The organism is Stenotrophomonas sp. KH_036_B (assembly GCF_057839485.1).
Window position 1 is genome coordinate 1,943,484 of sequence record NZ_CM174491.1, and the last position, 18,548, is coordinate 1,962,031.

The following is an 18,548-nucleotide window of genomic DNA, read 5'->3' on the forward strand; positions in this document are numbered from 1 at the left end:
GGATCAGGACGCCTTGTTGAGCTTGCTGTGGCGGATGCCGTAACCGAAGTAAATCAGCAGGCCCAGTACCGTCCAGCCCACGAACAGGTGCCAATGCACCACGAACGCCTGCCAGAACAGGAACAGGCAGGACAGCGCGCCCACCGGGCAGATCAGCCACACCACCGGCACGCGGAACGGACGGGTCAGCTCCGGGCGCGTGTAGCGCAGCACCAGCACGCCCACGCAGACGGTGGCGAAGGCCAGCAGGGTGCCCATCGAGACCAGCTCGCCCAGTACGTTCAGCGGCATCAGGCCGGCCAGCGTGGCGGCGAGGACGCCGACCACGATGGTCGCCCAGTACGGGGTGCGGAAACGGGGGTGCACCTTGCCGAAGATCTTCGGCAGCAGGCCGTCGCGCGAGATGGTGTAGGCGATGCGGGTCTGCCCCATCATCATCACCAGCACCACCGAGGACAGGCCGGCGATCGCGCCGATTTCCACGAACGTCTTCAACCAGGACAGGCTCGGGTAGGCTTCCAGTGCCGTGGCCACCGGCTTGTCGGTGCCCAGCAGGTTGTACGGCAGCAGGCCCGTCAGTACCGCACACACGATGATGTAGACAATGGTGCACACGGCCAGCGAGCCGAGCAGGCCGATGGGCATGTTGCGCTGCGGGTCCTTGGTTTCACCCGCCGCGGTGGAGACCGCATCGAAGCCGATGTAGGCGAAGAACACGATGGTCGCCGCGCGGAACACGCCGCTCCAGCCGAACTCGCCGGACACGCCGGTGTTTTCGGGGATGAAGGGCGTCCAGTTGGCCGGGTCGATGTACATGGCGCCGAAGCCGATGAACAGGCAGATCACGGTGACCTTGATGGCTACGATGATCGCGTTGACGAAGGCCGACTGGGTCACGCCCACGTACAGCAGGCCGGACACCGCCGCCACGATCAGTACCGCCGGCAGGTTGAACAGCTTGCCGGAGGACACGAACTCATGACCGGTCCAGGCGATGGGGGCCGAGCTGAGCGCGTCGGGGAAGGGCATGTGCAATGTGGTGGTGATGAAACTGATCAGGTACGCCGACCAGCCCACCGCCACCGACGCCGAGGCGAACAGGTATTCCAGCACCAGGCACCAGCCGATGAACCAGGCCATGCCTTCGCCCAGGGTGGCGTAGGAGTAGGAGTAGGCGCTGCCGGAAACCGGCATCATCGCGGCGAACTCGGCGTAGCACAGGCCGGCCAGGGCGCAGGCGAAGCCGGCGATCACGAAGGACAGCATGACGGCCGGGCCGGCGTGGTTGGCGGCGGCCTGGCCCGTCAGCACGAAGATACCGGCGCCGATCACCGCGCCGATGCCGAGCATGATGAGGTGTTTCGCCGTGAGGGTCCGTTTCAGTGTGGCTTCGCCGTCCAGGCTGCCTTCGACCGGCTCGCCGGCATCAACGTGGCCGGCCGGTTCGACCGGCTTGACCCTCAACAGAGACTTCAGCATGCAATGCTTCCCAGTAGAGCGGGGCTCGGCCCCGCTGAATAAAAAGGTAGGTGCGCGATGCATTGCCGCGCACCTTGATGAATCGCTGTGCCGCCCCCACGAGGGCGACCGCTGTACCTTAGCCAAAGCTGAAGCCTGCGCACAAGCGCAAATGCAGCATGACCGGCGATAATCGTCATATTCTTCTTCCCACCCCGGTCGCCATGTCCCTTATCCCTGAATCCGTTGTAGGACTTGACGCCGCGCTGCGCGCCCAACTGGCCGATTACGCCCGTCGTTACCCCGAACACGCCGCGCTGGCTGACGAATTCAGCACACTGCTGGACGACCCGGAGAACCCGTTCCTGCGCAGCCGCCTGGCCGGGCACTTCACCGGCAGCGCCTGGCTGGTCAGCGCCGACGGCGCGCGGGTGCTGCTGACCCACCACCGCAAGCTGGACCGCTGGCTGCAGCTGGGCGGGCATGCCGACGGCGAGCGCGATCTGGCCCAGGTGGCGCTGAAGGAGGCCGAGGAGGAATCCGGGCTGGGCGGGCTGGTGCTGGAGGATGGCGTGCTGCTGGACATCGACAAGCACTGGATTCCCGAACGCACGGACGCTCCGGGGCACTGGCATTACGACGCGCGCTATGTGGTCCGGGCGCTGGGCAGCGAGACCTTCGCGATCAGCGAGGAATCGCTGGCACTGGCCTGGCGCGAGGTGGTCGACGTGGCCAACGCGGCGATCGAGACGCCCGACGGCGACGATTCGTTGCCGCGCATGGCCAAACGGTGGCTGGCGCGCTGATTCAAACGCGCGTCGCGCCGCGCGAGCGCACCGTCTGCCGCCGCTGCGATCAATACAGAACGCGCGTCCGCAAGGTGCCCGGAATCGCGGCCAGCTCGTCACGCACGGCGCCGGCCTGTGCCTCGCTGGCGGTGATGTCGATCACCACGTAGCCCACCTTCGGATCGGTGCGCAGGAACTGGCCGTCGATGTTGACGTTGTGGCGCGAGAAGATCTCGTTGACCTTGGACAGCACGCCCGGCACGTTCTGGTGGATGTGCAGCAGGCGCAGGCTGTCCTCATGCTCGGGCAGGGTCACTTCCGGGAAGTTGACCGCCGACAGGGTGCTGCCGTTGTCGCTGTAGCGCACCAGCTTGGCCGCCACTTCGATGCCGATGTTGTCCTGCGCTTCGAGCGTGCTGCCCCCCACGTGCGGGGTGAGGATGACATTGTCGTGCGCGGTCAGCGGCGACACGAACGCGTCGCCGTTGCCCTTGGGCTCGACCGGGAACACGTCCAGCGCCGCGCCGCCGATGTGGCCCGAACGCAGCGCCGCATCCAGCGCATCGATGTCTACCACGGTGCCGCGCGCGGCGTTGATCAGGTGCGCGCCGGCACGCATGCGGGCCAGCTGCGGTGCGCCGATCAGCCACTGGGTGGCCGGCGTCTCGGGCACGTGCACGGTGACGATGTCGGCGCGGGACAGCAGGTCGTCCAGGTCGATCGCCGCGCGCGCGTTGCCGAGCGACAGCTTGGTTTCGATGTCGTGGAAGATCACCTGCATGCCCATTGCTTCGGCCATCACCCCCACCTGGGTGCCGATGTGGCCGTAACCGATGATGCCCAGGGTCTTGCCGCGCACTTCGTGGCTGCCCGCGGCCGACTTCGACCAGCCGCCGCGATGGCATTCGGCGTTCTTCTGCGGAATGCCGCGGGTCAACATGATCGCCTCGGCGATCACCAGTTCGGCCACGCTGCGGGTATTGGAATAGGGTGCATTGAAGACCGGTATGCCGGCCAGTTCGGCGGCGTCGAGGTCGACCTGGTTGGTGCCGATGCAGAAGCAGCCCACGGCCATCAGGCGCTTGGCGTGCGACAGAACGTCGGCGCTGAGCTGGGTGCGCGAGCGGATGCCCACGATGTGTGCTTCGGCGATGCGGGCCTTCAGCTCGTCCTCGGGCAGCGCTTTGCTGTGCAGTTCGATCTGGGAGTAACCGGCGGCGCTGAACACGTCGATCGCGGTCTGGCTCACCCCCTCCAGCAACAACACGCGGATATCCTGCTTCGGGAACGAGGTCTTCTTCGGCGACATGGGCGAGCGGCAGCATGTTGGACGGGAGCTGCCCACTATGCCAGATCGGGGCGCCGATGGTGCGGTGCGCCATGGCCGGTGCGGACGGTTTCAGATGCGACCAATATCGGCCGAGGTCGCACGACCCACGGGCGTGCGCTACCCTTTCCGATTCCCGCCCGCTCTTGTTCCCATGACCGACCCGCGCCTTGAATCGCTCCTGCAGGACTGCCCCGGGCTGCGGCTCACGACCGAGCCGGCCGACCTGGAACACTACGGGCGCGACTGGACCCGTCGCTGGACGCCGGCGCCCCTGGCAATCGCGCTGCCCGGCAGCGTCGAACAGGTCCAGGCCATCCTGCGCTGGGCGAGTGCCCAGGGCGTGGCCGTGGTGCCCTCCGGTGGGCGAACCGGCCTGAGTGGCGGCGCGGTGGCAGCGCAGGGCGAGCTGGTGCTCAGCCTGGAACGCATGAACAAGCCGCTGGCCTTCGACGCGGTGGACCGCACGCTGACGGTACAGGCCGGCATGGCGCTGGAGGCGGTCCACAATGCCGCACGCGAGCACGGCCTGATCTACCCGGTCGATTTCGCGGCGCGTGGCTCGTGCTCGATCGGCGGCAACATCGCCACCAATGCCGGCGGCATCCGCGTCATCCGCTACGGCAATACCCGCGAATGGATCGCCGGGCTGAAGGTGGTCACCGCCAGCGGCGAGCTGCTCGAACTCAACAAGGGGCTGATCAAGAACTCCAGCGGCTATGACTTCCGCCAGCTGCTGATCGCGTCCGAGGGCACCTTGGGCGTGATCGTCGAGGCCACCCTGAAGCTCACCGATCCGCCGCCGGCCAGCAACGTGATGCTGCTGGCGCTGCCGTCGTTCGAGGTGTTGATGCAGGTGTTCGCCGCCTTCCGCGAGCGCATGCAGCTGCAGGCCTTCGAATTCTTCACCGACCGGGCGCTGGAACACGTGCTCGCGCACGGCGCGCAGGCCCCGTTCGCCGAGGTCCACCCGTTCTACGTGGTGACCGAATTCGCCGCGGGCGACGACGCGCAGGAGGCCGCCGCGATGGCCGCCTTCGAAGCCTGCATGGAGCAGGGCTGGGTCAGCGATGGCGTGGTCAGCCAGAGTGATGCACAGGCCGCGCAGCTGTGGCGCCTGCGCGAAGGCATCACCGAGGCGGTGGCGCGCTACACGCCCTACAAGAACGACGTGTCGGTGCGGATCTCGGCCATGCCTGCGTTCATGGCGCGCACCCAGGCGCTGATCGGCGAGGCCTACCCGCACTTCGACGTGGTCTGGTTCGGCCACATCGGCGACGGCAACCTGCACATCAACGTGCTCAAGCCCGATGGCACCGATGACGCGCAGTTCCTGCAGCAGTGCGAGCACGTGACCAAGCTGCTGGCGCAGGTGCTGAAGGATTTCGACGGCAGCATCTCGGCCGAACACGGCATCGGGCTGGTCAAGAAGGGCTACCTGGACAGCACCCGTGGCGCGGCGGAAATCGCGCTGATGAAGGCGGTCAAACGTGCGTTTGATCCCCAAGGGCTGCTGAATCCCGGCAAGGTTTTCGACCTGTAGCAGGCGACAGGATTTCACGCAGCCGATACCCTTTGCGCTTTCCTGTCTTGAATGACCCGAACATGATGCGATCGATCCTGCTCCTCGCCGTGCTTGCGCTGCCGCTGTCCGCCGTCGCGTCCAGCTTCGCCGGTTCTTCGGCCGGTTCCGCCTCCGGCGCGTCGTCGGCCGGGTCGTCCAGCTCGGACGACGACAAGGTGGTGGTCGACGCCCGCGAAGATGCGGCCGCATTCGTGGCCACCGACGGTGCCATCCGCGGTGCCCGCCTGGAGGCCGCGCTGCTGCACCTGCGTGAAACCGGCGCCGCCCAGCGCGATGCCAGCGACATGCAGCTCGCCCAGGCCCTGCTGGCCCGCTGATGCAACCCCGCCGCCGGGCCCTGCGCCGATGCGCGGCGGTCTTGGCGGCGTTGCTGTCCGCCCCGGCCGCCCATGCCGCCCTGAAGCTGCAGTTGCAGGCGGACGGTCTCGACCCCGAGCAGGTCGCGAAGGCCAACGCCGTGCTGGACGCGGCGCCCGCGCTGTTACCTGCGTCCTGGCAGGCACGCTTCGCCGCTCCCGTAACGCTGTCATGGTCGGATCGGCTCCCCGATACCGTGCATGGTCGTGCCCGGCACGGTGCCATCACCCTGCGGCGCAGCCTGCTTGACGAGGTCCAGCCCGGCCAGCCGTTGCCGCGTGCGGTGCAGGCCGCGCTGATCCATGAGTTGACCCATGTGCTGGATCGCGCCCCCGGCGGCGGGTGGTCGTACAGCGCACGCTGGCGTGACCTGGCCGGCTGGCAGCGGCGTCCGTGGCGGCTGGGCCGCGGCGCGAATGCGTTCACCGAGCGCAGCCCCGATCCCTACGAACGGCACAGCCCGGCCGAGTACCTGGCGGTCAATGCCGAGCACTACCTGCTTGATGCCAACTATGCCTGCCGGCGCCCGGCACTGGCGGCGTGGTTTGCCGACCACATCGGGGCCAGGCCGCAGTCGGCGTGCGACCCGCGCGTGGCGCTGGTGCAGGCGGGCGATGTCACCGGCGAGGCCTCGCTGCTGGAACTGGATCCGCAGCGGGTGTACGCGGTGGATTACCTGCTGGCCGAAGGCAACGACCAACTGATGAGCCGCTGGGGCCACAGCATGCTGCGGTTGGTGATCTGTGCCCCCGGACGGCCACGCGGTCCGGGGTGCCGGCTGGATCTGGCCCACCACCGGGTGTTGTCGTTCCGTGCCTTCGTCGGCGATGTGCAGATTTCAAGTTGGCGCGGCCTCACCGGCGCGTATCCATCGCGCTTGTTCGTGCTGCCGCTCAACCAGGTCATCAACGAATACACCCAGTTGGAGCTGCGCGGCCTGGTGTCGGTACCGCTGGCGTTGCAGCCGGGCGACATCGCCACGCTGCTGGAGCGGGTAGGGCAGGTGCATTGGAGCTATGACGGGCGGTACCGATTCGTGAGCAACAACTGCGCGGTGGAAACCGGCAAGTTGCTGCAGGAAGGCGTGCCGCGTTGGGCCGACCCTGGGCTGAACCGGCTCAGCCCGAGTGGCCTGCTGCGTCGGCTGGAGCGGCAGGGGCGTGCGGATGGCGCAGTGTTGGAGGATCGGCGCGAGGCCATGCGGTTGGGCTACTACTTTCCGTCGGCGCAGGCGCATTACCAGCAGCTGTTCGATGTGGCGCGCGCGGAACTGGTGCTCCCGACCGCGCAGGTCACCGCGTGGCTGCAGCTGCCCGCCGCGCAGCGCGCGGCATGGGCCGAACGCGGCGGCTTGCGCGCCACCTCGGCGCTGTTGCTGCTGGAGCAGGCGGCGCGCAACCGGGAAGAGCTGCGGGCGCGCGACGGGTTGAAGCGTGCGTTGGAGGGTTCAGGCGCCGGCGAGGATGCGGCGCTCGCGTCGCTGCGCGCACTGCTGGACGACGCGGGGCAACTGGTGAATCCGGCAGGGCTGGTTGGCAGCAATGGGTATGGCTTGCCGACGGCGGAAGAGCGGGTCATCGCTGCCGACGCCACACGCCAGATCAGCGCGCGCGGCATCCCGGCGTGGACGGCGTTGCAGGCGCAGCTGCGCGCGCAGCTGCCGGCGCACGAGCAGCAGGAGCTGGCGACGATCGACGAAACGCTGAACCGTCTGGGCAACCGCATGCGCCAGCTCGCGCGCGCACCGTAGAGCCACGCCCTGCGTGGCTGCGCGGTGCCCGGCGAAAAACAGCCACGCATGGCGTGGCTCTACGGGATTTCAGCGTAATCGTCCTGTGCACGTAACGGTTCGTAGAGACACGCCATGCGTGTCCACCGCGCGACGCGGCGCCGCAGGCGTTTCACCCCCGCTAACACGGCGGGCGCTAGCATCTCCGGTTGAACCAGAACATCGGCAAGGAGTCGAACATGCGTGCATCTCCCTTGATTTCCAGCCTGGCCATCGCCGCCGCCCTGGCGGCGTGCCAGCCGGCACAACAGGCCGGGGGCACACCGCCCGGCGCCAGCCCCGCCGGGAATGAAGTGGCGCCGCCCGCGGCCGCGCCCACCTCCGACGAACGCGTCTATGCCTTCCAGTGCGGTGATCTTGCCGTGCAGGCAACCTATCGCGGACAGGACGCCGCGACCGTGGTGGCGGGCAACCGCACCTTCGCGATGGCCAACGAAGTGGCGGCCTCCGGCGCCAGGTACGGCGACGGGCAGGGCAACACCTTCTGGACCAAGGGCACCACCGAGGGCACGCTCTCGCTCAAGGGTGAGCCTGAGCGTGCCTGCACCGGTTCCGGGAAGGAAGGCGAGGTCGTGGCGGCCGCCGCTCCCGTTGCCGCGACGGCCTTCCGTGCCACCGGCAACGAGCCCGGCTGGTTGGCCCAGGTAAGCGCGGGCGACGCTCCCCGTCTCCACGTGGAGACCGGCTACGGCGAACAGACGTTCGAGGTTGCCTCGCCCACCCAGGGCAAGGACGGCTGGTCAGGCAAGGCCGCCGATGGCACCGACATCAAGCTCAGTTTCCAGCGCACCGTCTGCCAGGACACCATGAGCGGGCAGGGATTCGGTGCCACGGTGATGCTGACGGTAGGGGCACGCCAGTACCACGGGTGCGGCGACTTCGCGGGTGCGCCGTCGCTGGCCGAGCGTCCCTGAGCGGGGCGACCGCAAGCGAGCTCAGTCCTGTGCGCGGCACGGGTCCGGCGCGACCAGGGTGAACAGGTCGTAGCGGTTGCCGATGTTGATGAGCGCGCCGCGGAGGGAGCAGTCATCGCGGTGCTGCTCGAACAGGTCGGCGAACTGCTGTTCGCGCCCGTCGCAGAATTCCGCGCTCGCCTGTTCCAGCTCACGGCGGCGCGCCTCGTCATAGGCTTCTTCACCGGCAAAATGCTGGCAGGTGTTCTCGCGCGCCAGGAAGGCGCGGACATCCTCAGGCACGCTGCAGTAGACGCGGATGTCGTCCAGATCGTAGACATCGTCGGACACCTCGCAGCCGGCATCGGCACGGGCACGTTGCAGTGCGTCGAACGGGTCGGGCGTATCGGCCACCGCCGCCGCGTCCTGTGCGGGCGCAGCCGCGCTGACCGCAGCCACGTCCGTTGCCGGAGGCACTGGGTCAGCGGCGCTGGCGTCCACGTGCTGGTCGGCTGCCCGCGGCGAACACGCCGCGAGCAGGACGAGCAGGACCGTGGTGCTGGCAGCCACCCATGGGGTGGCGCTACGCACGGTCAATCAGCGCGACCGGCGAATTCGCCGGTGGCGGTGTTGACCAGCACGCGTTCGCCGTTGGAGATGTACTCCGGCACCATGATTTCGAGGCCGGTGCTGAGCCTGGCCGGCTTCGGGCGCTTGGTGGCGGTGCCACCCTTCAGCTCGGGCGGGGTCTCGACCACTTCCAGCACCACGCTGCTCGGCATCTGCACGGCCACCGGCTGGTCGTCGATGACCTGCACGTAGATGCCGGTCAGTCCGTCGGTGATGTAACCGGCGTCGTCGCCGATGACATCGGCATCCAGGGTGTAGGGCGTGTAATCCTCATCGTCCATGAAGACGAACGCATCGCCGTCCTTGTACGAATAGGTGGACTGGCGGCGCAGCAGCTCGACTTCCGGCAGGTTGTCGTCGGCGTCGAAGCTGGCGTCGAGCTTGTTGCCGCCCGGCACGCTGTACATGATGAAGCGGAAGCGGACGTTGCCGCCGCGGCCCTGCGGCGAGCTGCGCTCGATGTCGCGGATCTGGTAAACGCCGCCGTTGTATTCGACGACGTTGCCTTTCTTGATGTCGTTGGCTTTCATGGGAATGAAGGTCGGTTCGTGGGAGGTAGGGTGCTTGCTTACTTGGGTGCCAGGCGCACCGCACCGTCCAGGCGGATGGTTTCGCCATTGAGGTAGGTGTTGCCGAGGATGTGTCCGACCAGGCTGGCGAAGTCGTCCGGCTTGCCCAGGCGGGGCGGGAACGGAATCGAGGCGGCCAGCGACTCCTGCACGGCCGGCGGCATGCCGTCGACCATCGGGGTCCAGAAGATGCCTGGCGCGATGGTCATCACGCGGATGCCGAAACGCGACAGTTCGCGGGCCATCGGCAGGGTCATGCTGACCACGCCACCCTTGGACGCGGCGTAGGCGGCCTGGCCGATCTGGCCTTCGTACGCGGCCACGCTGGCGGTGTTGATGATCACGCCGCGCTCGCCGTCTTCGCCGGGCGTGTTGTGCTGCATGCGGTTGGCGGCGGCCTTGGCGACGTTGAAGCTGCCCACCAGGTTGACCATGATCGTGTTCTGGAAGGTGGACAGCGCCATCGGCGCCTCCTTGCCCAGCACGCGGCCGGCGCCGAGGATGCCGGCGCAGCTGACCACGGCATTGAGGCCGCCCAGGAAGTCGTGCGCGGCATCGATCTGCGTGGCCACGGCGGCCTCGTCGCTGACGTTGGTGCTGAAGTAGCGGGCATTGGCCTCGCCCAGGTCGGCCACGGCGGCCGCACCCTTGTCGTCATTGAGGTCGAACAGGGCCACCTTGGCGCCCTGGCCGACCAGGAACTGGGCGACGGACAGGCCAAGGCCGGAAACGCCGCCGGTGACAACGGCGCGGACAGAAGACAGCTGCATTGCACGATCCCGCTGGTTCAAGAGCCGCCGATTCTAGCGGATGCCGGCGCGTTCGCCGTTGTGCAGCGCGTGCAGGGCTCAGTGGCGCGGCGCCAGCCGCCGGGCAAACTCATCCGGGGCCAGGCCAGGCGCGAACAGGAAGCCCTGGCCGACCGTCACGCCCATGCCATGCAGGAACCGCCGCTGCTCCTCCGATTCGATGCCTTCGGCGACCAGGCCCAGCCCCAGGCTGCGTGCGATGCCGCATACCGCCTCGCAGACGGCCACGTCCGATCGGTTGCCCGGCACGCCCTCGACGAACAGCTGGCTGAGCTTGAGCCCGTGGATCGGCAGCCGGCGCAGGTAGTTGAGCGCGCTGTAGCCTTCGCCGAAGTCGTCGATGGTCAGCAGCACCCCCATTTCGCGCAGCCGGGCGAAGGTCTGCAGGGTGTCCGGCGCGTCTTCGATCAGCACCCGCTCGGTGAATTCCAGTTCCAGCGCGCTGCCGGGCAGGCCGTACTGGTCCAGTGCCTGGCGCACGTTGCGCGCCAGGTCCTCGCCCACGAACTGGCGGTAGGAGACGTTGACCGCGACCCGCACGATGCCCAGCCCCGCATCCTGCCACTGGCGGACCTGCCGGCAGGCTTCGTTCAACACCCACAGCCCGATGCGCACGATGTCGCCGGTGCTTTCGGCATGGCCGATGAAGATGTCCGGGCGCAGCTCGCCCAGCTGTGTGTTGCGCCAGCGGATCAGGGCCTCGGCGGCCACCATCTGGCCGGTGTGCAGGTTCACCTGTGGCTGGTAGACCAGATGGAACTCGTCGTCGTCCAGCGCGCGGTGCAGCTTGCTTTCGATCTGCAGCCGGTCGTGCTGGCGCTGCGCCAGTTCGGGTGAGAATACCTGCCAGCCGTTGCGGGTGCGGCGCTTGCAGTCGTACATGGCGATGTCGGCGTTCTGGATCAGCTGCTGCGGGCGCAGCCCGTCCTGCGGGGCCCGCGCGATGCCGATGCTGGTGGTCACGGCGAACTCGTCGCTGCCGAAGCGGAACGGGGTGGAGAAGGCGTGGGTGATCGCCTCGGCCAGGCGCTCGGGCTGGTCGGGCTGGTCGCGGGTGTCGCACACCACCAGGAACTCGTCGCCGCCGAAGCGGGCCACCAGCCCTTCGGTACCGATCGCGGTGGAGATGCGGCGGGTGGCATCGATCAGCAGCTCGTCGCCGGCGTTGTGGCCGAGCAGGTCGTTGACGGTCTTGAACCGGTCCAGGTCGATGTACAGCACCCCCACCCGGCAGTGGGTGGGGCTGGCCATGCGCGTGGCCAGGTCGGTCAGCACCGCATCGCGGTTCATGATGCCGGTGAGTGGATCGGTGCGCGCCTGGATGCGCAGGGTTTCTTCGGCATGCTTGCGCGAGGTGATGTCCTGCACGGTGCCCGCGATGCGCGCGGCATTGACGTCGCCGGCCTCGGCCTCGCCGATCATGCGCACCCAGAACGAATGCCCGTCGCTGCGTTGCCCCTGCAGTTCCAGCTCGAACGGTGCCTGGCGGTCGATCACATCCAGCAGCGCCTGCTGCAGCTGGGAGCGGTCGTCCAGGCGCAGGCACTCCATCAGGTGCGCCATGTCCTGCAGCGGCGGTTCCTGGCCGAGGATGCGCGCGGCCTCATCGGTGAGGTACAGGCGCTGCAGGCCCCGGTCCCATTCCCAGCCGCCGATGTGGGCCAGCGACTGCGCGCGGTCGAACAGGGTGTTGTTGCGCTTGAGCTCGGTGATGTCGCTGAACAGCCCGAACACGTGGTCGGGCGTATCGCGGCCGGTGCCGTACACGGGCACGTTGGTGGTGGAGATCCAGATCATCCGCCCGCGCGGGCGGTGGTACAGGCCCACGATCGTGCTCCGTACGATGCGCCCGCGGTGCAACGCCTCACTGGCCGGCCACTGTTCGCGGGTCAGCGGGTGGCCGTGCTCGTCCACGCTGATCCAGTCCTCCGCTGCCAGCAGCGCCTTCAGGCTGCCGCCGTTGCCCTGGGTGCCCAGGATGCGGTGCGCGGCCGGGTTGGCCGACACCACGTGCAGGTTGCGGTCGAACAGGATCACGCCCTTGTCGATGGATTCCATCAGCAGCCGGTAGCGCGATTCGGCCTGCCAGCGGCTGCTCAGGTCGCGCGCCACCGCCACGATGCAGTGCTCGTCCTGGTGTTCGAACCCGGCCGAATGCACCTCCACCGGAAACCGGCTGCCGTCGCCGCGCATGTTGGTGACCTCGATGACGTAGGTCTCCCCGCGCCGAAGCGCTTCCCAGACCGGATCCAGGTGGTCGCTGGGCAGGTCCGGGTTCAATAGTTCAATGGGCTGGCCGATGATGTCTTCGCGGGCCCGGCCGTAGGCGCGCACGCCGGCCTTGTTGAGGTCCAGCACCACCCCCGATTCGCTGAGGATGCTCACCGGGTCGGGCACCGCATCGAACAGCGCGGTGTAGCGCCGCAGCGCCAGCTGGCGTTCGTCCATCGCCTCCTGCAGGGCCTGCTGCACGTTGCGAAGCAGGCCGTGCACGTCTTCGCCGGGCGGCTGCGCCAGCGCCTGCTGCAGGGCCGCCAGCGCATGCACGTGCGCGGTGAGGTGGTCACCGACCGCTGCATCCTTGCGCGGGCGGCGTCGACTCATGTGGCGGCCAGTGCCTTTCCCGCCTTGCTGCCGGTTTCGCGACCGAGCAGGGCGGCGAGCCAGCGGCCGGTCGCGGCCAATGCGGGAAGGTCGATGCCGGTCTGCATGCCGATGCCCTGCAGCAGGTACACGACGTCCTCGCTGGCGACGTTGCCGCTGGCGCCCTTGGCATACGGGCAACCGCCGGCCCCGGACACGGCCGAATCGACCACGCGCACGCCTTCCTCCAGGCACGCATCGATGTTGGCCAGGGCCTGGCCGTAGGTGTCATGGAAGTGCACGGCCAACGCCGCCATCGGCACTTCGGCGGCAACCGCATGCAGCATCGCCCGCGCCTTGCGCGGCGTGCCCACCCCGATGGTGTCGCCCAGCGAGATTTCGTAACACCCCATTCCGTGCAGCGCGCGCGCCACGCGGACCACGTCGCTGACCGGCACGTCGCCCTGGTAGGGGCAGCCGAGCACGGTGGACACATAGCCGCGCACCTTCACCCCGTCGGCGCGGGCGCGTTCGAGGATGGGGGCGAAGCGGGCAAGCGATTCGTCGATCCCCGCGTTGGTGTTGGTGCGGTTGAAGGTTTCCGACGCGGCGGTGAACACCGCCACTTCCTGCACGCCCACCGCGCGCGCGCGGTCGTAGCCCTGTTCGTTGGGCACCAGCACCGGATAGGCGATGCCGGGCACCCGCTCGATCCCGGTGTAGACCTCGGCCGCATCGGCCAGCTGCGGCACCCAGCGCGGGCTGACGAAGCTGGTGGCTTCAATGGTGCGCAGGCCGGTGAGCGACAGCTGGCGGATCAGCTCGATCTTGTCGGCGGTGGCCACCGGCTGGGCTTCATTCTGCAGCCCATCGCGCGGGCCGACCTCGACGATGCGTACGAAATCATCCATGGCGATGCTCCCCATGGGTGGGAAGACGCACAGCCTGACGCGGACGGGTGGGGGATGGGGTCACGGAAGTTCCTGGCGACGTGGAGCGGCCCAGGTTTCCCTGTGGGCCATGAAAGGGGGATACGCGGGATGGGCGGCAAAGCGGCCAGCCCACCGTCAGGTGGGGCGGTGGCAGACCGCTTCGACATTGTTGCCGTCCGGGTCCAGCACGAACGCCCCGTAGTAGTCGGGGTGGTAGTGCTCGCGGATGCCGGGCGCGCCGTTGTCGCGGCCGCCAGCGGCCAGCGCGGCGCGGTGGAACGCATCCACCTCGTCCCGGCTGCCGGCACTGAAGGCCACGTGCACGCCGCCATGGGCACCGGGCGCGTTGCCGATCCAGAAATCCGGCTTGCCGGTACGGCCGAACCCGGCGTGGGCGTCGGCGCCAGTCTGTTCGGCGGTGACCTCCATCACCACGCGGATGCCCAAGGGGGCCAGCGCCCGCTGGTAGAAGGCCAGGCTGCGCGCGAAATCGCTGCAGCGGATACCGATGTGGTCGAGCATGGGACGTCCTTCAGTCCTGGGTAACCCAATGAGGGGCGCGCTTGTCCAGGAAGGCACCCAGGCCCTCCTGACCTTCGTCGGACACCCGCAGGCGGGCGATCAGCGCGGCATTGTCGCGGTCGGTTGCGTCGCGATCGCGAGCGATCGTGACCCGGCGCACCAGCTCCTTGGCTGACGACGAGGCGATCGGGCCGGCCTTGTCGAGCAGGCCGAGCTGGCGCTGGACCGCTTCGTCGATCCGTTCAGGTTCGATCAGCTGGTGGACCAGGCCGATCCGCAGCGCGGTGTCGGCGTCGAAATGCTCACCGGTGGCGAACCAGCGCCGGGCCTGGCGCTGGCCGATCGCGTCGATCACGTAGGGGGAGATCACGGCCGGCAGCAGGCCCAGCCGGCTTTCGGTCAGGCCGAAGCGGGCGGTGGCGCTGGCAATGGCGATATCGCAGCAGGCCACCAGGCCGACGCCGCCGCCAAACGCCGCCCCGTGCACCCGCGCGATGGTGGGCTTGGGCAGTTCATCCAGGGTACGCATCAGCCGGGCCAGCGCCATGGAGTCCTGCCGGTTGTCTTCCTCGCTGGCCGCGGCCATGCCGCGCATCCATTGCATGTCGGCACCGGCCGAGAACGAGGCGCCGGTGGCGGCCAGCACCACCGCACGGACCTGCTCGTCGCGGCCGGCCGCTTCCAGCCCCGCCGTGAGCTGGGCGATCAGCCCGGCGTCGAAGGCGTTGTGCAGGGTGGGGCGGTTCAGCCACAGGGTCAGCACGGCCGCGCTGCGTTCAATCCGTAAAGCGTCACTCATCGGGGACCTGCGCCTGCTCCATACATGTATGGATCATAGCGGGCCATGGGGCCCGGGCCATGACGCGACGCGGCGATGCTAGAATTGATAACCATTCTTATCGACCGAAGGCGACCTGTGACGTTGTCCGATCTGCCGCTGCACGGCTCCGCTCTGGTGGAATCGGTGCGCGACCTCCATGCAAACGACGCCATCGCCCGCCGGCTCAGGGAACTGGGTTTCGTCAAAGGTGAAGATGTGCGTCTGGTAGCCCGTGGTCCGATCGGCGGCGAACCGCTGCTGGTGCAGGTCGGGTTCACCCGGTTCGCGCTGCGGATTTCCGAAGCCAAGCGCATCGACATCACCGCGGTTGCAGACGGAGCGGCCGCATGAGCGCCGCCGCCACCCTGCGCATCGCCCTGGTCGGCAACCCCAACAGCGGCAAGACCGCGCTGTTCAACCAGCTCACCGGCAGCCGCCAGAAGGTGGCCAATTACACCGGTGTCACGGTGGAACGCAAGGAAGGCCGCCTGCGCGCGCCGTCCGGGCGCGAGTTCGCCGTGCTGGATCTGCCGGGCGCCTACAGCCTGCAGCCGGCCAGCCTGGACGAGGCGATCACCCGTGACCTGTGCCGGGGTTTCTATCCCGGCGAGGCCGCGCCGGACGTGTTGCTGTGCGTGATCGACGCCACCAACCTGCGCCTGCATCTGCGCTTCGCGCTGGAACTGCGCGAGCTGGGCAAGCCGATGATCGTGGCGCTGAACATGGTGGATGCGGCCGAGCGCCGCGGCATCAAGATCGACGTACCGGCGCTGGAACAGGCGCTGGGCGTGCCGGTGGTGGAAACCGTGGCGGTGCGCCGCAATGGCGCGCAGGCGCTGGTGGAACGGCTGGACGCGATGGTGCCGCACCTGGATGCCCCGCTGGTGGCGGCTGTGGCCGGGGAAGCGGACTACCACGCCCAGGTGCGCGGCATCCTCGCCGCCGCGGTCAGCATGCCCACCCGTACCGCGAAGATCGACGACGCGCTGGACCGCTGGCTGCTGCACCCGGTATTCGGGCTGATCACCCTGGTGGTGGTGATGTTCCTGATCTTCCAGGCGGTGTTCGCCTGGGCCACGCCGATGATGGACGGCATCGAGGCCGGCTTCGGCTGGCTGGGCGAGGTGGTGGGCGCCAACCTGCCGCCGGGCCCGCTGACCAGCCTGCTCACCGACGGCATCATCGCTGGCGTCGGCGGGGTGGTGGTGTTCCTGCCGCAGATCCTGATCCTGTTCGCCTTCATCCTGGCGCTGGAGGAATCGGGTTACCTGCCGCGCGCGGCGTTCCTGCTCGACCGCATGATGGCCTCGGCCGGGCTCTCCGGGCGTTCGTTCATCCCGCTGCTGTCCAGCTTCGCCTGCGCCGTGCCGGGCATCATGGCTACCCGCAGCATCCAGGACCCGCGCGACCGCCTGGCTACCATCCTGGTCGCACCGCTGATGACCTGCTCGGCACGCCTGCCGGTGTACGCGCTGCTGATCGGCGCCTTCATTCCTCAGAAGACGCTGTGGGGCTTTGTCAGCCAGCAGGGCCTGGTGCTGTTCGGCCTGTATGCGGCCGGCATCTTCAGCGCACTGGCGATGTCCTGGGTGATGAAGAAGTGGCGTCGCGACAAGAGCGAGCATCCGTTGATGCTGGAGCTGCCGTCCTACCGCATTCCGCATCCGCGTGACCTGGCGGTAGGCCTGTACGAGCGCGGCATGATCTTCCTCAAGCGCGTGGGCGGCATCATCCTCTCGCTGACCATCCTGCTGTGGGTGCTGCTGTCCTTCCCCGGTGCGCCGGAGAACGCCACGATGCCGGCGATCGACTACAGCTTCGCCGGCCAGATCGGCCACGCGATGGCGATCGTCTTCGCCCCGCTGGGCTTCAACTGGCAGATCTGCATCGCGCTGATCCCCGGCATGGGCGCGCGCGAAGTGGCGGTGTCCTCGCTGGCCACCATCTATGCGCTGTCCGCCGCCGATGACGACGCCGCCATCCAGGCGCTGACGCCGGTGGTCGCCCATGGCTGGTCGTTGGCCACCGGGCTGTCGCTGCTGGTGTGGTTCATCTACGCGCCGATGTGCATTTCCACCCTGGCCACGATCAAGCGCGAAACCAACTCCTGGAAGCAGGTTGGCTTCGCCACCTTCTACCTCTTCGCCGCCGCCTACCTGGCGGCGCTGGTCACCTACCAGGTGACCGTGGCGCTGGGCGGCGGCTGATGGCGACGGGCCTGCTGCTGCAGTACATCGTGGTCGCGCTGATCGTGCTGGCCAGCGCGTGGGTGGTGCTGAAGAAGCAGTTCCCCGGCACCGTGCGCAAGGCGCGCGGCGCGATCGCGCTGGGGCTGGTCAGGCCGCAGCGCGCCAGCTGGATGCAGGCGCTCGGTCGGAAGATCGCACCGCCGGCCACCGGCGGTGGCGGCGCTTGTGGCGGTTGCGACAGTTGTGGGCCGACACCGCCGAAACAACACCGGTAGCGCCGACCGTTTCAAAAAGGGGACGTACCCCGTTAATTTTTTGGAATTAACGGGGTACGTCCCCTTTTTGATTACCCTCCAACGGTGGGCACCTACCGTTCGCGAGGCCTTTCCGCTAGCCTGCGGACATGACTACTCCCCCCCTTCGTTTGCTCATCCACGGCGCGTCCGGTCGCATGGGCCAGGCCCTGCTGCGCCTGGCTGCCGAGCGCGACGACCTGCAGGTCGTTGCCGCCGTTACCCGCCGCTCGCCCGCCCAGCGGGTGGTCGAGGGCGTGCCGCACTTCGCCGCCAGCGAGCTGCACGGTGCGCCGCAGTTCGATGTCGCCATCGACTTCAGCCTGCCGGAGGGCTTTGATCCCGTCCTGGCCCTGTGCGTCGAGCGCGGGGCAGGGCTGGTCTCGGGCACTACCGGTATCACCGAGACCCAGCGCCAGGCCCTGATCCAGGCCGCCGCGCGCATTCCGCTGGTGTGGGCCTCCAACTTCAGCCTGGGCGTGGCCGTGCTCGACGAGCTGGTCGAACGCGCCGCCGCCGCCCTGGCCGGCTGGGATTGCGACATCGTCGAATCGCACCATGTGCACAAGCAGGACGCCCCGTCCGGCACCGCGCTCACGCTGGGTGCCGCCGCCCAGAAGGGCGGCGCCGCGCCGCATTACGCCAGCCTGCGCGCCGGCGACATCGTCGGCGAGCATCTGGTCCAGTTCACGGGACTGGGCGAGCGCATCGAGCTGGTCCACCGCGCCACCAACCGCGACATCTTCGCCCGGGGCGCGCTGTTTGCCGCCCTCCAGCTGAACGGGCGCGCGCCCGGCAGCTACCGTGTGCGGGATCTGGTGGCAGCCAGTCCAACCTGAACAGGCATGCCGGCCACGCCTGAACCCCAGGGTGGCCGGACGCAGCCGTACGCTGGCGATTGCATGCAAACGCTGGCGTCGGAGGGTGCTTGCCTTTACAATTCCCGCTCGCCGAATCACGACAGCCGGACCGGTCCCGCACCGCAGTCCGCGCTTTTTTGCAAC

The 18,548-nt window shown here is 68.4% G+C and carries 18 protein-coding genes; 9 read left to right on the forward strand and 9 right to left on the reverse strand.

Annotated features, from left to right (window positions below; genetic code table 11):
• Positions 1–3: 3 nt before the first annotated feature.
• Positions 4–1,479: an amino acid permease gene (locus AC3ITN_RS08920; RefSeq protein WP_313342768.1), complete on the reverse strand. Its 1,476-nt coding sequence runs from the start codon at positions 1,477–1,479 to the stop codon at positions 4–6.
• Positions 1,480–1,682: 203 nt separating this feature from the next.
• Between AC3ITN_RS08920 and AC3ITN_RS08925 the strand changes: the two genes are divergently transcribed.
• Positions 1,683–2,264, forward strand: coding sequence for an NUDIX hydrolase (locus tag AC3ITN_RS08925; protein ID WP_489392709.1), 582 nt, complete (start codon positions 1,683–1,685; stop codon positions 2,262–2,264).
• A 49-nt stretch (positions 2,265–2,313) separates the two neighbouring features.
• Here the strand turns inward: AC3ITN_RS08925 and serA are convergent, their stop codons facing one another.
• Entirely contained in the window at positions 2,314–3,555 is a 1,242-nt protein-coding gene (gene serA / locus AC3ITN_RS08930) for a phosphoglycerate dehydrogenase (RefSeq protein ID WP_313342774.1), read from the reverse strand.
• A 172-nt stretch (positions 3,556–3,727) separates the two neighbouring features.
• Between serA and AC3ITN_RS08935 the strand changes: the two genes are divergently transcribed.
• The 4 genes from AC3ITN_RS08935 to AC3ITN_RS08950 all read left to right on the forward strand — a co-directional run bounded on the left by AC3ITN_RS08935 (position 3,728) and on the right by AC3ITN_RS08950 (position 8,218).
• Complete coding sequence (locus tag AC3ITN_RS08935; protein WP_489392710.1) at positions 3,728–5,116, forward strand: FAD-binding oxidoreductase; 1,389 nt, start codon at positions 3,728–3,730, stop codon at positions 5,114–5,116.
• Positions 5,117–5,178: 62 nt separating this feature from the next.
• A complete protein-coding gene (locus AC3ITN_RS08940; RefSeq protein WP_313342779.1) occupies positions 5,179–5,475 on the forward strand; it encodes a DUF2388 domain-containing protein in 297 nt (98 codons plus the stop codon).
• Positions 5,475–7,265 carry a DUF7844 domain-containing protein gene (locus AC3ITN_RS08945; RefSeq protein ID WP_489392711.1) on the forward strand — a complete coding sequence of 597 codons (1,791 nt, stop codon included), beginning with the start codon at positions 5,475–5,477 and terminating at the stop codon, positions 7,263–7,265. Before AC3ITN_RS08940 ends, AC3ITN_RS08945 begins: the two co-directional genes overlap by 1 nt.
• 218 nt (positions 7,266–7,483) lie before the next feature.
• A complete protein-coding gene (locus tag AC3ITN_RS08950; protein WP_489392712.1) occupies positions 7,484–8,218 on the forward strand; it encodes an MliC family protein in 735 nt (244 codons plus the stop codon).
• A gap of 21 nt (positions 8,219–8,239) precedes the next feature.
• On the opposite strand, the gene AC3ITN_RS08955 is transcribed toward AC3ITN_RS08950, so the two are convergent.
• The 7 genes from AC3ITN_RS08955 to AC3ITN_RS08985 all read right to left on the reverse strand — a co-directional run bounded on the left by AC3ITN_RS08955 (position 8,240) and on the right by AC3ITN_RS08985 (position 15,041).
• Positions 8,240–8,788 (reverse strand): hypothetical protein, encoded by a 549-nt coding sequence (locus AC3ITN_RS08955; protein WP_489392897.1) that lies wholly within the window; start codon positions 8,786–8,788, stop codon positions 8,240–8,242.
• A 2-nt stretch (positions 8,789–8,790) separates the two neighbouring features.
• The gene (gene yeiP, locus AC3ITN_RS08960) at positions 8,791–9,357 is read right to left on the reverse strand and encodes an elongation factor P-like protein YeiP (protein WP_313342790.1); all 567 of its coding nucleotides are present in this window, start codon (positions 9,355–9,357) and stop codon (positions 8,791–8,793) included.
• A gap of 38 nt (positions 9,358–9,395) precedes the next feature.
• On the reverse strand, positions 9,396–10,166 hold the full coding sequence (locus tag AC3ITN_RS08965) for an SDR family NAD(P)-dependent oxidoreductase (protein ID WP_313342792.1): 771 nt from the start codon (positions 10,164–10,166) through the stop codon (positions 9,396–9,398).
• Positions 10,167–10,244: 78 nt separating this feature from the next.
• Positions 10,245–12,809: a sensor domain-containing protein gene (locus tag AC3ITN_RS08970; RefSeq protein ID WP_313342794.1), complete on the reverse strand. Its 2,565-nt coding sequence runs from the start codon at positions 12,807–12,809 to the stop codon at positions 10,245–10,247.
• Entirely contained in the window at positions 12,806–13,699 is an 894-nt protein-coding gene (locus AC3ITN_RS08975) for a hydroxymethylglutaryl-CoA lyase (RefSeq protein ID WP_489392713.1), read from the reverse strand. Before AC3ITN_RS08975 ends, AC3ITN_RS08970 begins: the two co-directional genes overlap by 4 nt.
• 156 nt (positions 13,700–13,855) lie before the next feature.
• Positions 13,856–14,242: a VOC family protein gene (locus AC3ITN_RS08980; protein ID WP_489392714.1), complete on the reverse strand. Its 387-nt coding sequence runs from the start codon at positions 14,240–14,242 to the stop codon at positions 13,856–13,858.
• A gap of 10 nt (positions 14,243–14,252) precedes the next feature.
• Positions 14,253–15,041 (reverse strand): enoyl-CoA hydratase-related protein, encoded by a 789-nt coding sequence (locus AC3ITN_RS08985; protein ID WP_489392715.1) that lies wholly within the window; start codon positions 15,039–15,041, stop codon positions 14,253–14,255.
• Positions 15,042–15,158: 117 nt separating this feature from the next.
• Here AC3ITN_RS08985 and AC3ITN_RS08990 point away from each other — a divergent pair, with 117 nt between their 5' ends.
• The 4 genes from AC3ITN_RS08990 (at position 15,159) to dapB (ending at position 18,383) form a co-directional block, all read left to right on the forward strand.
• Positions 15,159–15,413 carry a FeoA family protein gene (locus AC3ITN_RS08990; protein ID WP_093536239.1) on the forward strand — a complete coding sequence of 85 codons (255 nt, stop codon included), beginning with the start codon at positions 15,159–15,161 and terminating at the stop codon, positions 15,411–15,413.
• Entirely contained in the window at positions 15,410–17,269 is a 1,860-nt protein-coding gene (feoB, locus tag AC3ITN_RS08995; protein WP_313342810.1) for a ferrous iron transport protein B, read from the forward strand. The genes AC3ITN_RS08990 and feoB overlap by 4 nt, the downstream gene beginning before the upstream one ends.
• Positions 17,269–17,526, forward strand: a complete 258-nt coding sequence (locus AC3ITN_RS09000) for a DUF6587 family protein (protein ID WP_489392716.1) — start codon at positions 17,269–17,271, stop codon at positions 17,524–17,526. Before feoB ends, AC3ITN_RS09000 begins: the two co-directional genes overlap by 1 nt.
• Before the next feature lie 128 nt (positions 17,527–17,654).
• Complete coding sequence (dapB, locus tag AC3ITN_RS09005; RefSeq protein WP_313342814.1) at positions 17,655–18,383, forward strand: 4-hydroxy-tetrahydrodipicolinate reductase; 729 nt, start codon at positions 17,655–17,657, stop codon at positions 18,381–18,383.
• Positions 18,384–18,548: the final 165 nt, after the last annotated feature.